General features: G+C 43.6%; 15 protein-coding genes and 1 pseudogene. 3 read left to right on the top strand and 13 right to left on the bottom strand.

The window, feature by feature from the left end; translation table 11 throughout:
• Positions 1–358: 358 nt before the first annotated feature.
• The 8 genes from IM509_RS18965 to radA form a co-directional block, all read right to left on the bottom strand.
• Complete coding sequence (locus tag IM509_RS18965) at positions 359–1,147, bottom strand: Uma2 family endonuclease (RefSeq protein ID WP_052278133.1); 789 nt, start codon at positions 1,145–1,147, stop codon at positions 359–361.
• Positions 1,148–1,413: 266 nt separating this feature from the next.
• The gene (locus tag IM509_RS18970; protein WP_002789021.1) at positions 1,414–2,343 is read right to left on the bottom strand and encodes a lysylphosphatidylglycerol synthase transmembrane domain-containing protein; all 930 of its coding nucleotides are present in this window, start codon (positions 2,341–2,343) and stop codon (positions 1,414–1,416) included.
• A complete protein-coding gene (locus IM509_RS18975; RefSeq protein WP_052277042.1) occupies positions 2,336–2,794 on the bottom strand; it encodes a DUF29 domain-containing protein in 459 nt (152 codons plus the stop codon). The genes IM509_RS18970 and IM509_RS18975 overlap by 8 nt, the downstream gene beginning before the upstream one ends.
• A gap of 11 nt (positions 2,795–2,805) precedes the next feature.
• Complete coding sequence (locus IM509_RS18980) at positions 2,806–3,261, bottom strand: DUF29 domain-containing protein (protein ID WP_072923694.1); 456 nt, start codon at positions 3,259–3,261, stop codon at positions 2,806–2,808.
• A gap of 11 nt (positions 3,262–3,272) precedes the next feature.
• Positions 3,273–3,728, bottom strand: coding sequence for a DUF29 domain-containing protein (locus IM509_RS18985; RefSeq protein WP_052277041.1), 456 nt, complete (start codon positions 3,726–3,728; stop codon positions 3,273–3,275).
• Positions 3,729–3,739: 11 nt separating this feature from the next.
• Complete coding sequence (locus IM509_RS18990) at positions 3,740–4,195, bottom strand: DUF29 domain-containing protein (protein ID WP_052277040.1); 456 nt, start codon at positions 4,193–4,195, stop codon at positions 3,740–3,742.
• Between the two features lie 72 nt (positions 4,196–4,267).
• On the bottom strand, positions 4,268–4,369 hold the full coding sequence (gene petL, locus IM509_RS18995; protein ID WP_002752397.1) for a cytochrome b6-f complex subunit PetL: 102 nt from the start codon (positions 4,367–4,369) through the stop codon (positions 4,268–4,270).
• A gap of 45 nt (positions 4,370–4,414) precedes the next feature.
• A complete protein-coding gene (gene radA, locus IM509_RS19000; RefSeq protein ID WP_052277039.1) occupies positions 4,415–5,941 on the bottom strand; it encodes a DNA repair protein RadA in 1,527 nt (508 codons plus the stop codon).
• Between the two features lie 233 nt (positions 5,942–6,174).
• Between radA and rpaB the strand changes: the two genes are divergently transcribed.
• Both rpaB and IM509_RS19010 read left to right on the top strand, forming a co-directional pair.
• Positions 6,175–6,903 carry a response regulator transcription factor RpaB gene (gene rpaB, locus IM509_RS19005; RefSeq protein ID WP_002734727.1) on the top strand — a complete coding sequence of 243 codons (729 nt, stop codon included), beginning with the start codon at positions 6,175–6,177 and terminating at the stop codon, positions 6,901–6,903.
• Between the two features lie 9 nt (positions 6,904–6,912).
• Positions 6,913–7,554, top strand: a complete 642-nt coding sequence (locus IM509_RS19010; RefSeq protein ID WP_052277038.1) for a cofactor assembly of complex C subunit B — start codon at positions 6,913–6,915, stop codon at positions 7,552–7,554.
• 167 nt (positions 7,555–7,721) lie between these two features.
• Here IM509_RS19010 and IM509_RS19015 read toward each other — a convergent pair whose 3' ends face one another.
• The 3 genes from IM509_RS19015 to IM509_RS19025 form a co-directional block, all read right to left on the bottom strand.
• The gene (locus IM509_RS19015) at positions 7,722–10,373 is read right to left on the bottom strand and encodes a DNA methyltransferase (protein WP_072923691.1); all 2,652 of its coding nucleotides are present in this window, start codon (positions 10,371–10,373) and stop codon (positions 7,722–7,724) included.
• Between the two features lie 31 nt (positions 10,374–10,404).
• Positions 10,405–13,038, bottom strand: coding sequence for a cyanophycin synthetase (gene cphA / locus IM509_RS19020; protein ID WP_072923688.1), 2,634 nt, complete (start codon positions 13,036–13,038; stop codon positions 10,405–10,407).
• 107 nt (positions 13,039–13,145) lie between these two features.
• Positions 13,146–14,000, bottom strand: a complete 855-nt coding sequence (locus tag IM509_RS19025; RefSeq protein ID WP_043995965.1) for a cyanophycinase — start codon at positions 13,998–14,000, stop codon at positions 13,146–13,148.
• A gap of 373 nt (positions 14,001–14,373) precedes the next feature.
• Here IM509_RS19025 and trmD point away from each other — a divergent pair, with 373 nt between their 5' ends.
• A complete protein-coding gene (gene trmD / locus IM509_RS19030) occupies positions 14,374–15,069 on the top strand; it encodes a tRNA (guanosine(37)-N1)-methyltransferase TrmD (protein WP_052277036.1) in 696 nt (231 codons plus the stop codon).
• A 46-nt stretch (positions 15,070–15,115) separates the two neighbouring features.
• Here trmD and IM509_RS19035 read toward each other — a convergent pair whose 3' ends face one another.
• Both IM509_RS19035 and IM509_RS24405 read right to left on the bottom strand, forming a co-directional pair.
• A complete protein-coding gene (locus IM509_RS19035; protein WP_002789035.1) occupies positions 15,116–15,481 on the bottom strand; it encodes a hypothetical protein in 366 nt (121 codons plus the stop codon).
• 42 nt (positions 15,482–15,523) lie between these two features.
• Positions 15,524–15,730, bottom strand: a pseudogene (locus IM509_RS24405) (PglZ domain-containing protein); the annotation flags it as partial.
• Between the last annotated feature and the right edge of the window lie 75 nt (positions 15,731–15,805).

The raw sequence follows: 15,805 nt of genomic DNA on the forward strand, positions 1-15,805 counted from the left end.
TCAGTTATCAGTTATCAGTTATCAGTTATCAGTTATCAGTTATCAGTTATCAGTTATCAGTTATCAGTTATCAGTTATCAGTTATCAGTTATCAGTTATCAGTTATCAGTTATCAGTTATCAGTTATCAGATTTGAGTTTTCAGTTCACTGTTTACTGTTTAAGGAAGAATCCAAGAAAACTCTGATCAATAATTACCCACTGGTCAAAAGGTAATCACAGCAGCAAACAGGTGTCGAGCTAGATTTCAAATAGACTGGGATTGCAGGAACCCTCCACCGTGAAAGGAGAAATTAACCGACTTTAAGCGAGGAGGAACACCAGTAGTTTACCTCCTCACCTAAACAAATACAGCTATACTATAGCTCTATCCCCATTTCCTGCAAACGAGCCGCCAGCCGTTGAGAACGCTGTCTTTCCGCTTCCAGAGCTTGCTGAGTAGCATTTAATTGCTCTTGTGCTGCAGCCGCTCGCTCCTGTGCTGCTTCTTCTGGCAAGGGGATTAAATTGCCTTCCGAGTCATAAAATCTGGCCCAGATTGCCGTTTCTCGGTCAATAGTACCCTCCCAAGTTCCCAACCAATAGCCTAAGGTTTCGCACCATAACCAGCCGCGCTCGTTTCGTTCTAAAGAATGGTAACGTTGGTCGGCCCCTAAATGCCATCCTTGTAAAGAATTGCCATCAAAAGGATCGTAGATGAAATAATCCGGCGTGCGGAAGGTTCCCTCATAAATTGCCTTTTTTCGCACTTTATCAGTCTTAGCGGTACTAGGAGAGGTTAATTCCACGATAACATCAGGATAACGTCCCTCTTCTTCCCAAATTACCCAACCCTGTCGCTCTCTCGTACCATCGACATTGAGGACAGCAAAGAAATCTGGCCCGCGAAAATCGCGATTTTTCGCCTGTTCGCGGCTGAAATAAATAAACATATTGCCACCAGTGTAGAAGTCGTCTCGTTCGCCATAACCCTGCTGTAGGGAGCGAATCAGGACATTCATGGCAATGCGGTGTCGGTTGCTTTCCAAGGGTTCACCATCATCAAAAATTAAGTCTGTGGGGGGTGGGGGGGGTTCCCAGAAGTCCTCGAAATCTTCTTCTATCAGTGCCGGAGAGGTGGCAGTTTCGTCGCTTTTGGCAATCGTCATTTTTTCGGCCTCTCTAGGTGGGAGTATCCATATTTTTGCTGATTATTGATCCTAATATTACATCAGAATTTAGGAGTCAGTCCCGATGAAAAATTTTTCACCCCCACAGATGAAAGAGGTTTCCTTCCCTACACCCCACACCCCACACCCTCTTTCAAGTCAGGAGATAGATAGGAGTTGAGAAAATTATCTTCGCTTAACAATGATCAAAACTTTTCTTCTGGGTGCGTTACATTGGGCTAACACACCCGAATAATATTCTTAAGCTAACTAAAAAACTTGGCTTTATCTTTAACTAATTTTGTCCCGATTCCGGCGGCAATGACTTCGGAGAGAATGCTAATTAAACGATAGATAGCAACGGTGACAAGTACGTTAGCGGCGGGAAATTTTTCTGTGTCTAAAAGTGCGATCGCTGTGGCTTCAAAAACTCCTAATCCCCCCGGCGCTCCGGGGACAACTAAACCCAATAACCAGGCAAAACTAAAGGTTCCTAAGAGGGGTAAAATCTGAGCGGGTGTGATCATTTTTAACACCATCCAAGCTAAAATAAAACCCGCACCGCGCCACAATAAAAATCCAGTTTCACCCAAGAGAGGGACGAGAGGATATTTAGTTAGATAAACAGGTTCTTGAGCAATCTTTTTCTTTTGGCTAAGGATTTTGAGAGGATAATTTAAAAATTTGGGATGAATGCCGATTAAAATTAATCCTAAAACTAATATCTGTATCCCTAGACTTGAGCTAGATTTCATCCAACCTAAACCACTACCAATAACTGCTATGGCTAAGGCTGCACACACCAGTAATAAAAGTTCTAATAAAACGCTTAAACTAGCGGTTCCCCAATCACTTCCTGCTTTATTAATTGCCACAATGCGAGCATAAAAGTGTCCGATATTACCGGGTAGGTATTTTCCTAAATTGGTAATCATATAGATCCCAATTCCTGTGGAGGTTTTAATCGGTTGTTGATAGCTTTTGAGTATCCATGTCCACACCCATCCTGCCCAAATTTGAGCGATAACTGTGGTTACAAGTGCCAAGAAAAGAAATAACCAGCCATGATTTTCAATTCTAACTGAGGTGACGTTATCCCAGTTATTTTTAAGGTTACTGAGAACAAAAAATAAGGTTCCCCCAATAATCAGCCAACGTAGAAACTTTTTCAGCATTTCGTTTTTTCCTTTATTCATTTTCCGGAGGGAACCAATCGAGATCAAGGAGATTTTCTAAACTGTAGGGACATTCCCCAGGAAAACTAACTTGATTATCGGTTTTTTCTCTAACATAATTTAAGGCTTTCTGGTAAATACGAGGTAATTCTTGAGTGAGATAATTACGGAGATTATTAGTTAAATAAGTATCGATCTGGTTTTTGAAATTGACAATTTCTGAGCGCCAATGACTACGATTATATTTTCTCTTGACTGTCCAAAATTGTAATAATAAACAATGTCTGATAATTTGCTGTAAAAAACTAGCAACACGAAACTTCTTCTCGTTTCCCAAGTCTTCTAACTCCTCGATTAAGTTTTCTAAGTCTAAAGCTTCATATTTTTTATTCTTCAAGAGTTCAATGGTTTCTTCTAACCAGAGAGAATCGTCAATCTCGTAGAGAGTTTTTAAGTCGGGAATAACAGTCATTATCGTCTCCTTTATTCGTAAGGTGGTAGCCAATTAGGATCGAGAAGTTCTTCTAAACTGTAGGGACAAGTATTAGGGAAAGTAACTTGATTTGTTGTCTTTTTTCTCACATAACGGATTGCCTTATAATAAATATTATCAAATTCTTGTTCTAAATATTTCCGTAAACTTGCCGTTAGGTAGGTATTTAATTGATCTTGAAAATTTACCAGTTCTGATTCCCAATGACTTTGATTATATTCTCTTTCCCCTGTCCAAAATTGCAGTAACAAAGCATGACGAATAATTTGCTGTAAAAAACTAGCAACACGAAACTTTTTTTCGTTACCCAAATCTTCTAACTCCTCGATTAAATTATCTAAATCTAAAGCGTCAAATCTCTTCGCTTTTAAGAGTTCGATAGTTTCTTCCAACCAGAGGGAATCATCAATTTCGTAGAGAGTTTTTAAGTCGGGAATAACAGTCATTATCATCTCCTTTATTCGTATGGTGGTAGCCAATTAGGATCGAGAAGTTCTTCTAAACTGTAGGGACAAGTATCAGGTAAAATAACTTTATTCTTTGTCTTTTTCCGCACAAAGAAAACTGCATCTTCATAAATGTTAGTTAATTCATTTTGTAAATAATTACGGAGATTGGTGGTTAAGCCTCTTTTTAGCTGAATTTGAAAGTTGACTATTTCTAACTCCCAGTGATCCTGATTATATTCTCGTTCACCTGTCCACAATTGTAATAATAAACAATGTCTAATAATTTGCTCTAATAAACTGGCAACACGAAACTTTTTTTCGTTTCCCAAATCTTCTAACTCCTCGATTAAATTGTCTAAATCTAAAGCGTCAAAATTTTTAGCCTTGAGCAGTTCTATAGTTTCTGCTAACCAGAGAGAATCATCAATTTCGTAGAGAGTTTTTAAGTCGGGAATAACAGTCATTATCGTCTCCTTTATTCGTAAGGTGGTAGCCAATTAGGATCGAGAAGTTCTTCTAAACTGTAGGGACAAGTATCGGGAAAGTTGACTTTATTATCGGTTTTTTGACGAACATATCGCACGGACTCAAAGTAAATTTGCTCAAATTCCTGTTCTAGATATTTACGAAGATTTGTGGTTAAATAACGTTTTAGTTGATCTTTAAAACTAACTATCTCTGCTTGCCAATGAGCCTGATTATAATCTCTCTCGCTTATCCAAAATTGTAATAATAAACAATGTCTAATAATTTGCTGTAAAAAACTAGCAACACGAAACCTTTTTTCGTTCCCCAAGTCTTCTAACTCCTCGAGCAAGTTTTCTAAGTCTAGCGCTTCAAAATTTTTAGCCTTGAGCAGTTCGATAGTTTCTTCTAACCAGAGAGAATCATCAATTTCGTAGAGAGTTTTTAAGTCTAGAATAACAGTCATTTTTTATTTCCCCTAGAATTGGCAATAGTGACCAGTTAAACCGATCACTAAAGCTTTTTTCCTGTTTATATACTAGATAATTTTAGCGGAGCGCAGACCGAAAAAGAGACCGAGGGCAATTCCGGTAAAAACGATCAGATAACCCGCTAAAGCAGCAACAGCTAACACAGACATGGTGAAAATCTCCCAAGTAATTTAATCTTTTTTAGCATTGTACCGTTATTCTTGCCCTTCCCCTTCCTCGTCTTCTATATCTTCCCCAAAGCGCTGCTGGGGGGGGATTGCGGCGACAATTGCCTCGATTACCTTGCCGACTGGAACAATTTCTAAGCCCACATCTTCGGGATAAACTTGACCTCTAGGGACAATCGCCCGTTTAAAGCCCAATTTAGCCGCTTCTTTTAATCTTAGTTCCATTTGCGACACTAAGCGCACTTGTCCGCCTAATCCCACTTCCCCGATTAAGACTGTGCGCGGATCCACGACTCGATCGCGAAAACTAGCGACAACAGCGATCGCAACTCCCAGATCCGCCGCCGGTTCTTCCACTCCCAACCCTCCTGCGGAGGCAACATAGGCATCTAATTTCGATAAAGGAATGCCGACGCGCTTTTCTAAAACGGCGAGAATTTGCTGTAATCGGTTGTATTCTATGCCCGTGGTCGATCTTCGCGGGGAAGCATAGCTGGTGGGGCTAACTAATGCCTGTAACTCCACCACAATCGGGCGTGTACCTTCACAGGCTACCACCGTCGCCGTACCTGGGGAAAATTCGTCGCGATTGCCTAAAAATAATTCTGAGGGGTTTTCCACTTCCACCAAACCGTGGTCCACCATCTCGAAAATACCGATCTCATGGGTTGCCCCAAAACGGTTTTTCACGGATCTTAAGAGACGATGGGAGGCATAGCGATCGCCTTCAAAATATAACACCGTATCGACCAAATGTTCCAAAACTCGCGGACCTGCGATCGCCCCTTCTTTAGTCACATGACCGACAATTAATAAAGTAATATTCTCCCGTTTTGCTACCTGCATCAAGGCGGAGGTACATTCGCGAACTTGGGCGACGGATCCCGGTGCGGAAGTTAACGCGCCAAAATAAAGAGTTTGAATACTGTCAATTACCGCCACCTGTGGGCGTAGAGATTCTAATTCCCGCAAAATTTCCTCTAAATCGGTTTCTGGCAAAACGTAGAGATGATTATCGAGTTCTGCGGTTGATTCAGAGGCTTTGTTCTCCTTGCCATTGCCGTTATTTTCCGACTCCACGGGAACCACTCCCACCCCCAAACGGGCAGCCCGCAGTTTAATCTGTTGTCCCGATTCTTCGGCGGAAACGTAGAGGATGCGCGGTAATCTTTGGGCGAGTTGGTTGGTAACTTGCAGTAAAAGCGTCGATTTGCCGATACCCGGATCGCCGCCGATTAGTACAAGAGAACCGGGAACAATGCCACCACCGAGAACGCGATCGAATTCCCCGTAACCAGAGGGAAAACGTTCCTGTTCATACTGGGTAATTTCCGAGAAGCGCACCGAGATGCGCGGTTGCGGGTTGCGTTGTCCTTTGCCGTTATTTGGGCGACTATTTTGCCATCCTGGGCGATTTCCCGCCGGATTATTGCCACCAGCCATCACTTGTTCTTCTAGCGTCCCGTAGGTGTCACAACTGGGGCATTTTCCCAACCATTGGGGAGATTCCGCCCCACAAGCGCTACAGATATATATTGTTCGCGATTTCGCCATGTTTTTTAAGAAAAGTTGAAGAAAAGCGGTTTGAGGATCAATTCTCTTGTCAAATTTAATTAAGTATGATAGGGGGGAAGGAAGACCCTAAAGTTATTGATAATTGTCATAAAAGAAATAAAATAGGAAATTTAGGCTTAATGATAACGGCCAAAGGATATTCTATAAACAGGAACGCTCGTTATTTAACTTTAAAATTCATCACACTATTTAACTAAGGAGTGTTAATTCAGTTGGAGAACCAAAAGGAAAAAATTCTCGTTGTTGATGATGAAGCCAGCATCCGTCGTATCTTAGAGACTCGTTTGTCGATGATTGGTTATGAAGTCGTCACCGCCGCCGACGGAGAGGAAGCTTTAGAAACCTTCCGCACCGCCGAACCCGATTTAGTGGTTTTGGATGTGATGATGCCGAAATTAGACGGTTACGGTGTCTGTCAGGAACTCCGCAAAGAATCGGATATTCCTATCATTATGTTAACCGCTTTGGGCGATGTGGCCGATCGAATTACCGGGCTAGAATTGGGCGCGGATGACTATGTAGTTAAACCTTTTTCTCCCAAAGAACTCGAGGCGCGGATTCGTTCGGTGTTGCGTCGGGTAGAGAAAAATGGCGCTCCGGGGATTCCTAGTTCCGGTGTGATTCATATTGGTTCCATTAAAATCGATACCAATAAACGCCAAGTTTATAAGGGGGATGAACGCATCCGTCTGACTGGTATGGAATTTAGTTTACTGGAATTATTGGTCAGTCGATCGGGAGAAGCTTTTTCCCGCTCGGAAATCCTTCAGGAAGTTTGGGGTTATACCCCCGAACGTCATGTGGATACGCGGGTGGTAGATGTGCATATTTCCCGTTTACGAGCCAAATTAGAGGATGATCCCAGCAATCCTGAGTTAATTCTCACCGCTAGAGGTACAGGCTATCTTTTCCAGCGGATTTTAGAACTAGACGAGGAATAGTTCTCAGCTATGGCACCAGCTGATCCCAATCGTATTTTAAGACTGTTACCCCTGTTCGCCGGCATCGTCGGGGGTACGGTATTAATGTTTAATCGTTTTGCCACTGCCGATTTAACCCCATCGCAAGCGCGTTCCGATGTGATGGGAGTGATTTTGAGTGGGGTTTTAATTTTGGTGGGTTTAATCTGGCAAAGAGTTCAACCCCGCTTACCGGATGCTGTGGAATTAATCGGGCGCGAAGGTCTGGAATTTGCCCCAGATTTGCCAGAACAGGTTAAAATTGAGCTTGCTTGGGCTTCCCATTTACTTTTAACTAACACCGTGACAAAATCTCTGATCGTTTATTATCAGGGAAAAGTTTTATTACGTCGCGGTATCTTAAGCCAGAATTCTGAAGTTAAAGTTAGTAATATTATCAAAAGAGTTTTAGAAACCGGTAAAGCCGTTTATTTAGTTAATTTAAATTTATATCCCGCTAAAATCGAGTTTGACTATTTGCCAGAAAACACCCAAGGCTTAATCTGTCAACCCATCGGTAAGGAAGGGGTGTTAATTTTGGCCGCCAATGCGCCGCGCAGTTATACTAAACAAGATGAAATTTGGATCGAGGGAATTGCTGATAAATTAGCCGACACTTTCAGTCAGTTTTAGACGATTTCAGTAAGATTTAAGAATTTGGTTAAGATGAGAGTAAACAGTTAGCGATCGACCTGTAGCTACAGCAGTTATCTCAATGGTGAGATAGCTATACTTTGCCGGCGGCGATCGAAGCTTTTAAAAATCGTTAACTGATGCCAAGCTGAATATTTTCTGGAATTTTATTCCTCTCCGGAGACTTCCAATGACTCTGCCAGTGAATTATCTTCAATTTCTATCTCATCAATTGTATCATCAGTTAAGCCCAACTCTTTCTTGGCGAACACACGCCTTGCACGACGATCAAGAATTTTGATAATATTGGTTCTATCTTGTTTAATTGCATCAATGTCTTCTTTTTGTATCAACACCATATAGTATCTCGATACTTCCATCATTCGATAAGCATACTGAAAAGCGTCTCTAGTAAATTCACCAGTAGTCACAATCATAACTACGTCAGACCCTGTTACGAAGGTCATACCAACTTCTTTGGCTAATACTTCTACATCTACTCGCTTTGTATTTTTACACTGAATTTGCCAACGATGATAAACAAAGCGGTCTGATGCTGCCAGAACATCTACTTCACCCTGTCCAGTTTCATAGTCTCTTTTCCGCCATTTTGTGAATCTAAGACTGGTTAGACGAATCATCCAAATCGCCAGCAGTTCAAGAGCTTTACCTTTAATATGTTTATCGGGATTATCTAGGTCATTAACAACATCTTCAAAACTTCGATTTAGCTCAGTTTGGGAGATTTCTGTAATATCGGATATAGATTGTAATAATCTAGATAACAGTTCTAGCTGTGATTTCTCGGTCAGCTTGACAAGATTAGGTTTCGCTCCTCGTCCACCAGTCGTTTTCTCAGTTGCAATTAAGCCGACTTTTACTAAAGGTTGAATAATATCCTGAACAAAAGATTTCGAGGGGAATCGTATTTTATAAACACTGGTGGCGTATCTGGTAATTTTATTCCACTCGGTTAGCTCAGTAATCGCCATCTGAAGCATAGCCAGTAAAAAATATTTTTGTTCGGAACTAAGAGTATAAAGCTCGTCAATATAGTCTTGATCGAGTTCCAATAGATCATAGACTCGATCCCAGTTAATCTCATAACTTTTCTCCAGGACTTTAGCTTCTTGTAACCATTGTCTCATGGTACTAACATAAGTACAATTGGTCGAGAGTGAATACCCCATTTCTTGAAGTTCGTAAGCGATGATTTCTAGCTGGGGTTTATCTCCCCTGCTATTAATCGCTTCTATCGCTTTTATTAGGGACATTCCAGTTAGGTTAACAAGAATATGGCGAGCAAAAATTGTGAAAACTGTCTCACTATCTTGTTGATTGTCTAATATTTCATTAGCGATATCCGTGAGTCGATACTGCCAATCATCACCATCAATTGATTCAACCAACTTATATGCACGAAGGGAAAGAAATGTATTCATGGCAAGTTTGCCATGATTCTCTCCTTTCTGGAGAGCATTTTGGCTGGAATGACCGGCATAATAACGTTTAGCAATCTCATCCTGAATCACCCGACGTTCGGGAAGACAATCAGAACAAAGTTGTACTAATTCAGATACTTGAAATTGCTTAGGAGAAAACTGGTCGCCGTAGGTAAATCTGATGATTTTTTTGTCTGTCATACTATTATCGCTGGCAGGAAACAAATCTAACTGAACAAAAGGTTTTTGAGTAGCCATGGTCAAGCTTTTGTCAGAACAATCCTTAGCCAGTTCTAAGGCTCGTGCTTTCAGAGTTTTTCTATCTTTTATCGGAGCTACGACTAAAGGAGCATCTTGTTCAAATCGAAACTGCGACGCTATCATATAATCTTCATTTAATTCAAAGGCTAACCAACGACGCTCAAGGGTTTCAGCTACTCGTCCTGTCATGTTTGAACCGGCAAAAGGATCGAGAACTAAATCACCAGGCTCAGTACAGAGACTAATAACAAATTCGGGTAAAGCTTGCGGAAATCTAGCAGGATGGGGTTTCACCCCTTCTTCCTTACATCTTCTTTGATAGTAATCATTAGATGCCGTGTTAGAAGCAGATATAACATTTACTGGCTGCCCTAAATCATTCTCTAAAATCCAGTTGAACTCTCCCAGGACTGGACTACCTATAGACGCGCCTCTTTCCTGAATAGAATCAGTAATAATATTTGGGGGAATAGCTCCTCCTCGGTCATTCTGAAATTTAGTGGAAATATCATGTCCTGACGGGCGCAGTTTTGCCTCATAGCCATTTTTAATCAGGTTTTTCATTGCCTCGCTATAAGGCCGTAAAACTCTCTTATTATTTGCTTTCGGGTGCGGCTCCTTCGATAACCACCAAACGGTATTGACAGCATCCTTGACTCGTTCCCTCCTGACTGTCACCCATTCTGCGGGGGTAGGAAGTTTGGCTGGATTATACCAAAAAAGTTCTTGGGCGAGAAAAAAACCTAGTCCACCTTCTAATCTCGGTTTACAAAGTTCTATAACTAACTCGAAATGATACAGAGAGCGCACGGGAAAACCTTTAAGCCAACTACCACCAATATCTATAACTAGGGAGCCTTTGGGCTTGAGAATACGATAAAATTCACCAGCAAATATTTTAAACCATTCAACATAATCATCAGCGTCCACATTGCCATATTCTTTTTTTCTTACTAAGGCAAAAGGTGGGGAAGTACAAATCAAATCGACACTCTCATCCGGCAACTTCCCCATCAGTGTCAGGCTATTACCCAAATAAGCGGAACCGAGCCGAGTCTCATAATAGGGATTTCGGCTGATTTTGATTAAACCATCGTACTCAGTAACAATTGGCACTACTTTATTTTCTAGCTATTTTTCCTAACTTCTAACCCTGATTATCGGTCAGGGGTCGATGTTTTTCGATCAAATCGATCGCCTGGGTGACACTTTCGGGGAAAATTACCACTAAACCACCCTCAGAAACCGTGCTTAAAGCCTTCTCTAAAGCTTCCGTTTCATCGAGAATAACTTCTGGCCGCAAACTGGGATTTTCTTGGCTAATTCCCCGGAGAATTAAATCGGCCACTTCCCCCCGGCGGCGACCGCGAGTATCGTTATCTTCCTTAACAATAATTCGATCGAACATTTGGGCCGATAATTTCCCTAGTAAAATTAAATCATCATCACGTCGATCGCCCGGTCCCCCAACCACGCCGACTTTTTCCCCGGACCAATTGCCGACAAAACCGCCGACGGCTTCGTATCCGGCGGGATTATGGGCATAATCGATTAAAGCGTGATGGTGTCCCAAGTCAAACAGGTTCATCCTGCCGGGGGTCTGGGCCACGGAAGGTTTAAAAGTCCGCACCCCTTGGCGAATTAACTCGATATCGATACCCTGCACAAAAGTGGCTAAACAGGCGGCCAAGGCGTTAGCAATCATAAAAGGAGCCATTCCCTGCATAGTCACGGGAATATTGACTGCTTCCTCGATTCTCAGCGTCCATTCTCCCTCTAGAATCGACAGATAGCCATTCTCATAAATGGCGGCCATGCCACCGCGACGGATATGGTCGTGAATAATCGGGTTATCGGGACTCATGGAAAAATAAGCGACTCTTCCCTTGACTTTTTCGGCCATACTAACGGTCAAGGGGTCATCGGCATTTAAAACCGCGTAACCCTCGGCGCTAACCACCTCGGCCACAACGCTTTTTACCTTCGCCATTTGTTCGATGGTGTCGATATCACCGATACCCAAATGGTCGGCGGCCACATTTAACACCACCCCCACATCGCACTGATTAAAGGCTAAACCCGATCGCAGGATACCACCCCGGGCCGTTTCCAACACAGCAATCTCTACTGTGGGATCCTTCAAAATCATACTGGCACTGTAGGGACCGGTGTTATCGCCCTTTTCTACCAGATAATCATCGATATATACGCCGTCCGTCGTGGTAAATCCGACTACTTTCCCCGTTTGCCGGCAAATATGAGAGATTAAGCGGCTAGTGGTGGTTTTGCCGTTAGTTCCCGTAATTGCCAGAATTGGCACGCGACTGGGAGTCCCGGGGGGGAATAACATATCGATAACTGGAGCGGCGATATTGCGGGGTAAACCGCGACTGGGGGCGACGTGCATCCGAAAACCGGGGGCGGCGTTGACTTCTACGATTACCCCGTCCACTTCTTTCAGGGGTTTGCGGATATCCTCTGTGACCACATCGATCCCGGCAATGTCCAAACCGATTAATTTTGCCACTCTTTGGGCGATCCAGACGTTTTCGGGGTGAATTTCGTCGGTACGATCCACGGCGATGCCGCCGGTGCTTAAATTAGCCGTGGCCCGCAGATAGGCGATCTCTCCCTGGGCTAAAATGCTGGTTAATTCATAGCCCTGTTTCTCTAGCACATTAAGGGCGGTTTTGTCAATAGTTATTTTAGTTAAAACGTTGGCATGACCGTCACCCCGGTTGGGATCTTGATTAGTAATTTCGATTAATTCTTCTATAGTTGAGCGCCCATCACCGACGACGTGAGCGGGAATCCGTTCGGCCACGGCGGCGACTTTGCCGTTTATGACTAAAATTCGGTGATCACTGCCTTTATAGTACCTTTCTACGATCACGCTGCGAGTTTTCGAGGCGGCACTGGCTAGATCATAGGCTTCCTCTGCTTCCTGTTGAGTTTTAACATCGATGCTGATGCCCCGGCCGTGGTTGCCATCGAGGGGTTTAATCACGATGGGAAATCCTCCCACTTCCTCGATTGCCGCTGACAACTCATCCAAGTATTGAATCACCGTACCCCGGGGGACGGGAATCCCACCATCCTTGAGGATAGTTTTCGTGCCTTCCTTGTCACAGGCCAACTCAACGGCTAAAATCCCCGAAAAACTGCTTAAAGTGGCTTGAATGCGCTTTTGGTGAACACCATAGCCCAATTGCACCATGGCACGAGCGCTCAGGAGTAACCAGGGAATATTTCTAGCTTGTGCTTCTTTGACGATAGTTTCGGTACTCGGACCGAGGGAGGCATTATTGCATAAATCGCGTAAATCGGCTAAATCCTGGGCCAATTCTTCCTTAGGATAGGTTCCCGTATCGACAATCGATTGACACAAACGCACGGCAGCCCGACCCGCATAACGTCCCGCTTGCTCGTCAACGTACTCAAACACCACGTTATAGACTCCGGGGGTGGAGGTGCTTCTAGTGCGACCAAACCCGACGGGAGTTCCCGCCAATTCCTGCAATTCTAGGGCGATATGTTCGATAATATGGCCCATATAAGTGCCAGTGCGGACTCGTTCAAAGAAACCGCCGCGATAACCGGGGGAGCAGTAATGTTCGACTAAACTGGGGAGAACGTCGATTAATCCCTCGTAAAAGCCGGGGATTTCATTCGATGGCTTCTCTGCGAGATCTTCGAGATCCAGACGCATAACAATGAGCTTGTCGCGACGAATACTCCAGTAGTTGGGACCGCGCAGGGTTTGGGTTCTGAGAATTTTCATGATGTAGCTGGTGTTCGCTGTTGAGAAGCACAAAGAAGCCGTTCTTTATTGTCTGGTTTTCCGAGATGGGTAAACTGTTCATCGTGAACAGTTTTTCAGGAGTTTTTTTACGCCAATTTAGGGATCACTTGCTGTTTTTTGAGATGATAGCCATCACCGTAGGCAAGAATATGTACCCGCAGGTTATGCAGACTCAGGGGTTCGTTTGCGGTGACGTGATGGTGGTTGGTGTGGGACATTTCCCTAGCATCAATTACCGTCACTGTACCGCAGCCGATTACTGTCATCATGCCATCCCGTTCAAACATAGCGCAGGTATCCTCATCGATGCCAATTCCTAAACGTTCGGGATAACCAGAGATAGCGCTCATTAACCGGGCCATGCGATTGCGATTGTGGAAGTGTTGATCGACAATAACTTCAGGAATGAGACCTAATCCCATGGCCATGTCCACTAGGGCCCGATTGGGTGCTTCCCCGCTGCTGCCCCCAGCAATCATGTGATGACCCATAACGGCGGCCCCGGCGCTAGTTCCGGCCAGGGTTAGTTCTCCCTGTTGCACTCTTTGTCTGATTCTTTCCATCAGGGGAGTATCGGAGAGCAAACCGCATAAACGCAGCTGGTCGCCTCCGGTCATAAATACACCTGTACACTCTTCGATGTAGGCTTGGAATTGGGCATCTTCTCCCTGCACACGATCGCGAATATCGATAACTTTGACGTATTTTGCCCCCATTTCCTCGAAAATCTTCTGATAGCGATCGCCGATTAAAACTGGTTCTCTGGAAGCGGAGGGAACAATAGCGATCACTGCTTCGCTACCCCCAGCGCGATTCCAAAAGGTATGCAGTATCTCTTTACCGTGGACTTTATCCTCGGCACCTCCAATGACTAAAATCGCCGTTTTGAGAGATACGGGGGTAGGATTTTGGTGGTGTTGGGTTTCTAGCTCGATGATCATGTCACTGAACGAATAGACATTTTTAGGGATGGAAGGTTTTTCGGGAAGATGTACAGGTATCTTGATGTTATTTTCCCTGAGCGGTTGACGGAAAAAAATGCGGTTTAGGAATATTTTTCGGGACATCAAGCAATAGTAGAGGCGATTTTAGCAATTTTCTTCGATCCACTGGCAATGACGGACTGTTAGTTAACTTTTAGTCTAGGCTAGACTTCGATCACTCAAGCTAGAGCCAGAAAAAACCCTAGACAGTACAGCATAGTCTATCATGTTATCGAGATAGACTGGCGCAAAATTAGCAAGATTTTAACCGATCGAACCGTGACAAAATGATACATTAAACACTATCCCAGTCTAGGCCTTAATTTTCCCCGTGCAGTTTGACATTATTACTCTCTTTCCCGATTTTTTTACTTCACCGCTGCAGTCGGGGTTGTTGGCAAAAGCTCTCGAACGCGACATCGCTAGGGTAAATTTGGTCAATCTTCGGGATTTTGCCCATGATAAACACCGTCGTGTCGATGATGAACCCTACGGTGGTGGTGTAGGAATGTTATTAAAACCAGAGCCAATTTTTGAGGCGATCGAGTCTTTAGCAATTTTACCACCCCGGGAGATCGTGCTGATGACTCCCCAGGGGGAACCTCTCAATCAAGCTTTACTGAAAACCTGGGCCAGTAGTTATCAGCAGTTAATTCTCATCTGTGGGCATTATGAAGGAGTAGATGAGCGGGTTTGTGAGCATTTGGTGACTAGAGAGGTATCTTTAGGGGATTTTGTCCTAACTTGTGGGGAAATCCCGGCTTTAGCCATTATTAACGGGGTGACGCGGTTGTTACCCGGGACGGTAGGTAAAGCAGAATCGTTGAAATTGGAGAGTTTTGAGGCAGGTTTATTGGATTATCCCCAATATACCCGGCCGCCGGTCTTTCGCGGTTGGCAAGTGCCGCCGGTTTTGCGATCGGGTAATCATCAGGATATCGCCGATTGGCGCTATCAACAACAACTGGAGCGCACGAAGGAACGTCGTCCGGATATCTGGCAAAAATGGCTAGAGGAACAGGATTAATCGCCAAAAATGCTCCCGTGGGGTGTGGGGTGTGGGGTGTGGGTACTTAAAAATCAAAATCACCGGTAAAGGAACGACGGATGGGATAGGAAACAGATTTATATTCTGTAAAATGGGAAGTATTGGTCAGTTTTTCTTCTAATCGTAATAATACCTCTTGATTATTGATATTATTCCCTTGACTGGTTAGGATAAATCTTACTGGAAATTCTCGCTCTCTTGGATTTTCCGATGGGGAATCAAAAGTCAGTTCGTGGAGATCAGAAATTAACTCTCCTATGGGGGTATAGATGCCAGCTTTTAGCCTACGAGGTTGAACTTTATCGGTGACGGGTTTTTGTTGATAAAAAGTAACAGCTAGTTGCCCTGATGTAATGGTTGAGGTAGAGTTACGAATAATTTCCACTTCCACGGTAGAAAGATCCCCTCGTCTTTTTTTATTAACTTTAACAATGGGAATAATAATTTCCTGTAAACTTGCGCCACCATGAACAAAACGACTTCCCGATCCTTGGATTCGTAAACGACTAATAGATTTGGGAATTTGGATTTCTAGTTCTCCCGTTAAACCGATCTGTTGTGCTTTAAATTTTTTGGTGGTGATTCGGTAGTAGTGATGGCGGCTTAATCCTTTGCTTTGCTGTGCATTGTAGTCATGGATAAAATACCAAAGGGTTCCCCAACGTGATTCTCCATTTTTTTAGAGAAAGATAGACTCTCTCTCACCAGCCGAGAA

The sequence above is a fragment of the Microcystis sp. M31BS1 genome, assembly GCF_020245285.1.
GTDB lineage: Bacteria > Cyanobacteriota > Cyanobacteriia > Cyanobacteriales > Microcystaceae > Microcystis > Microcystis panniformis.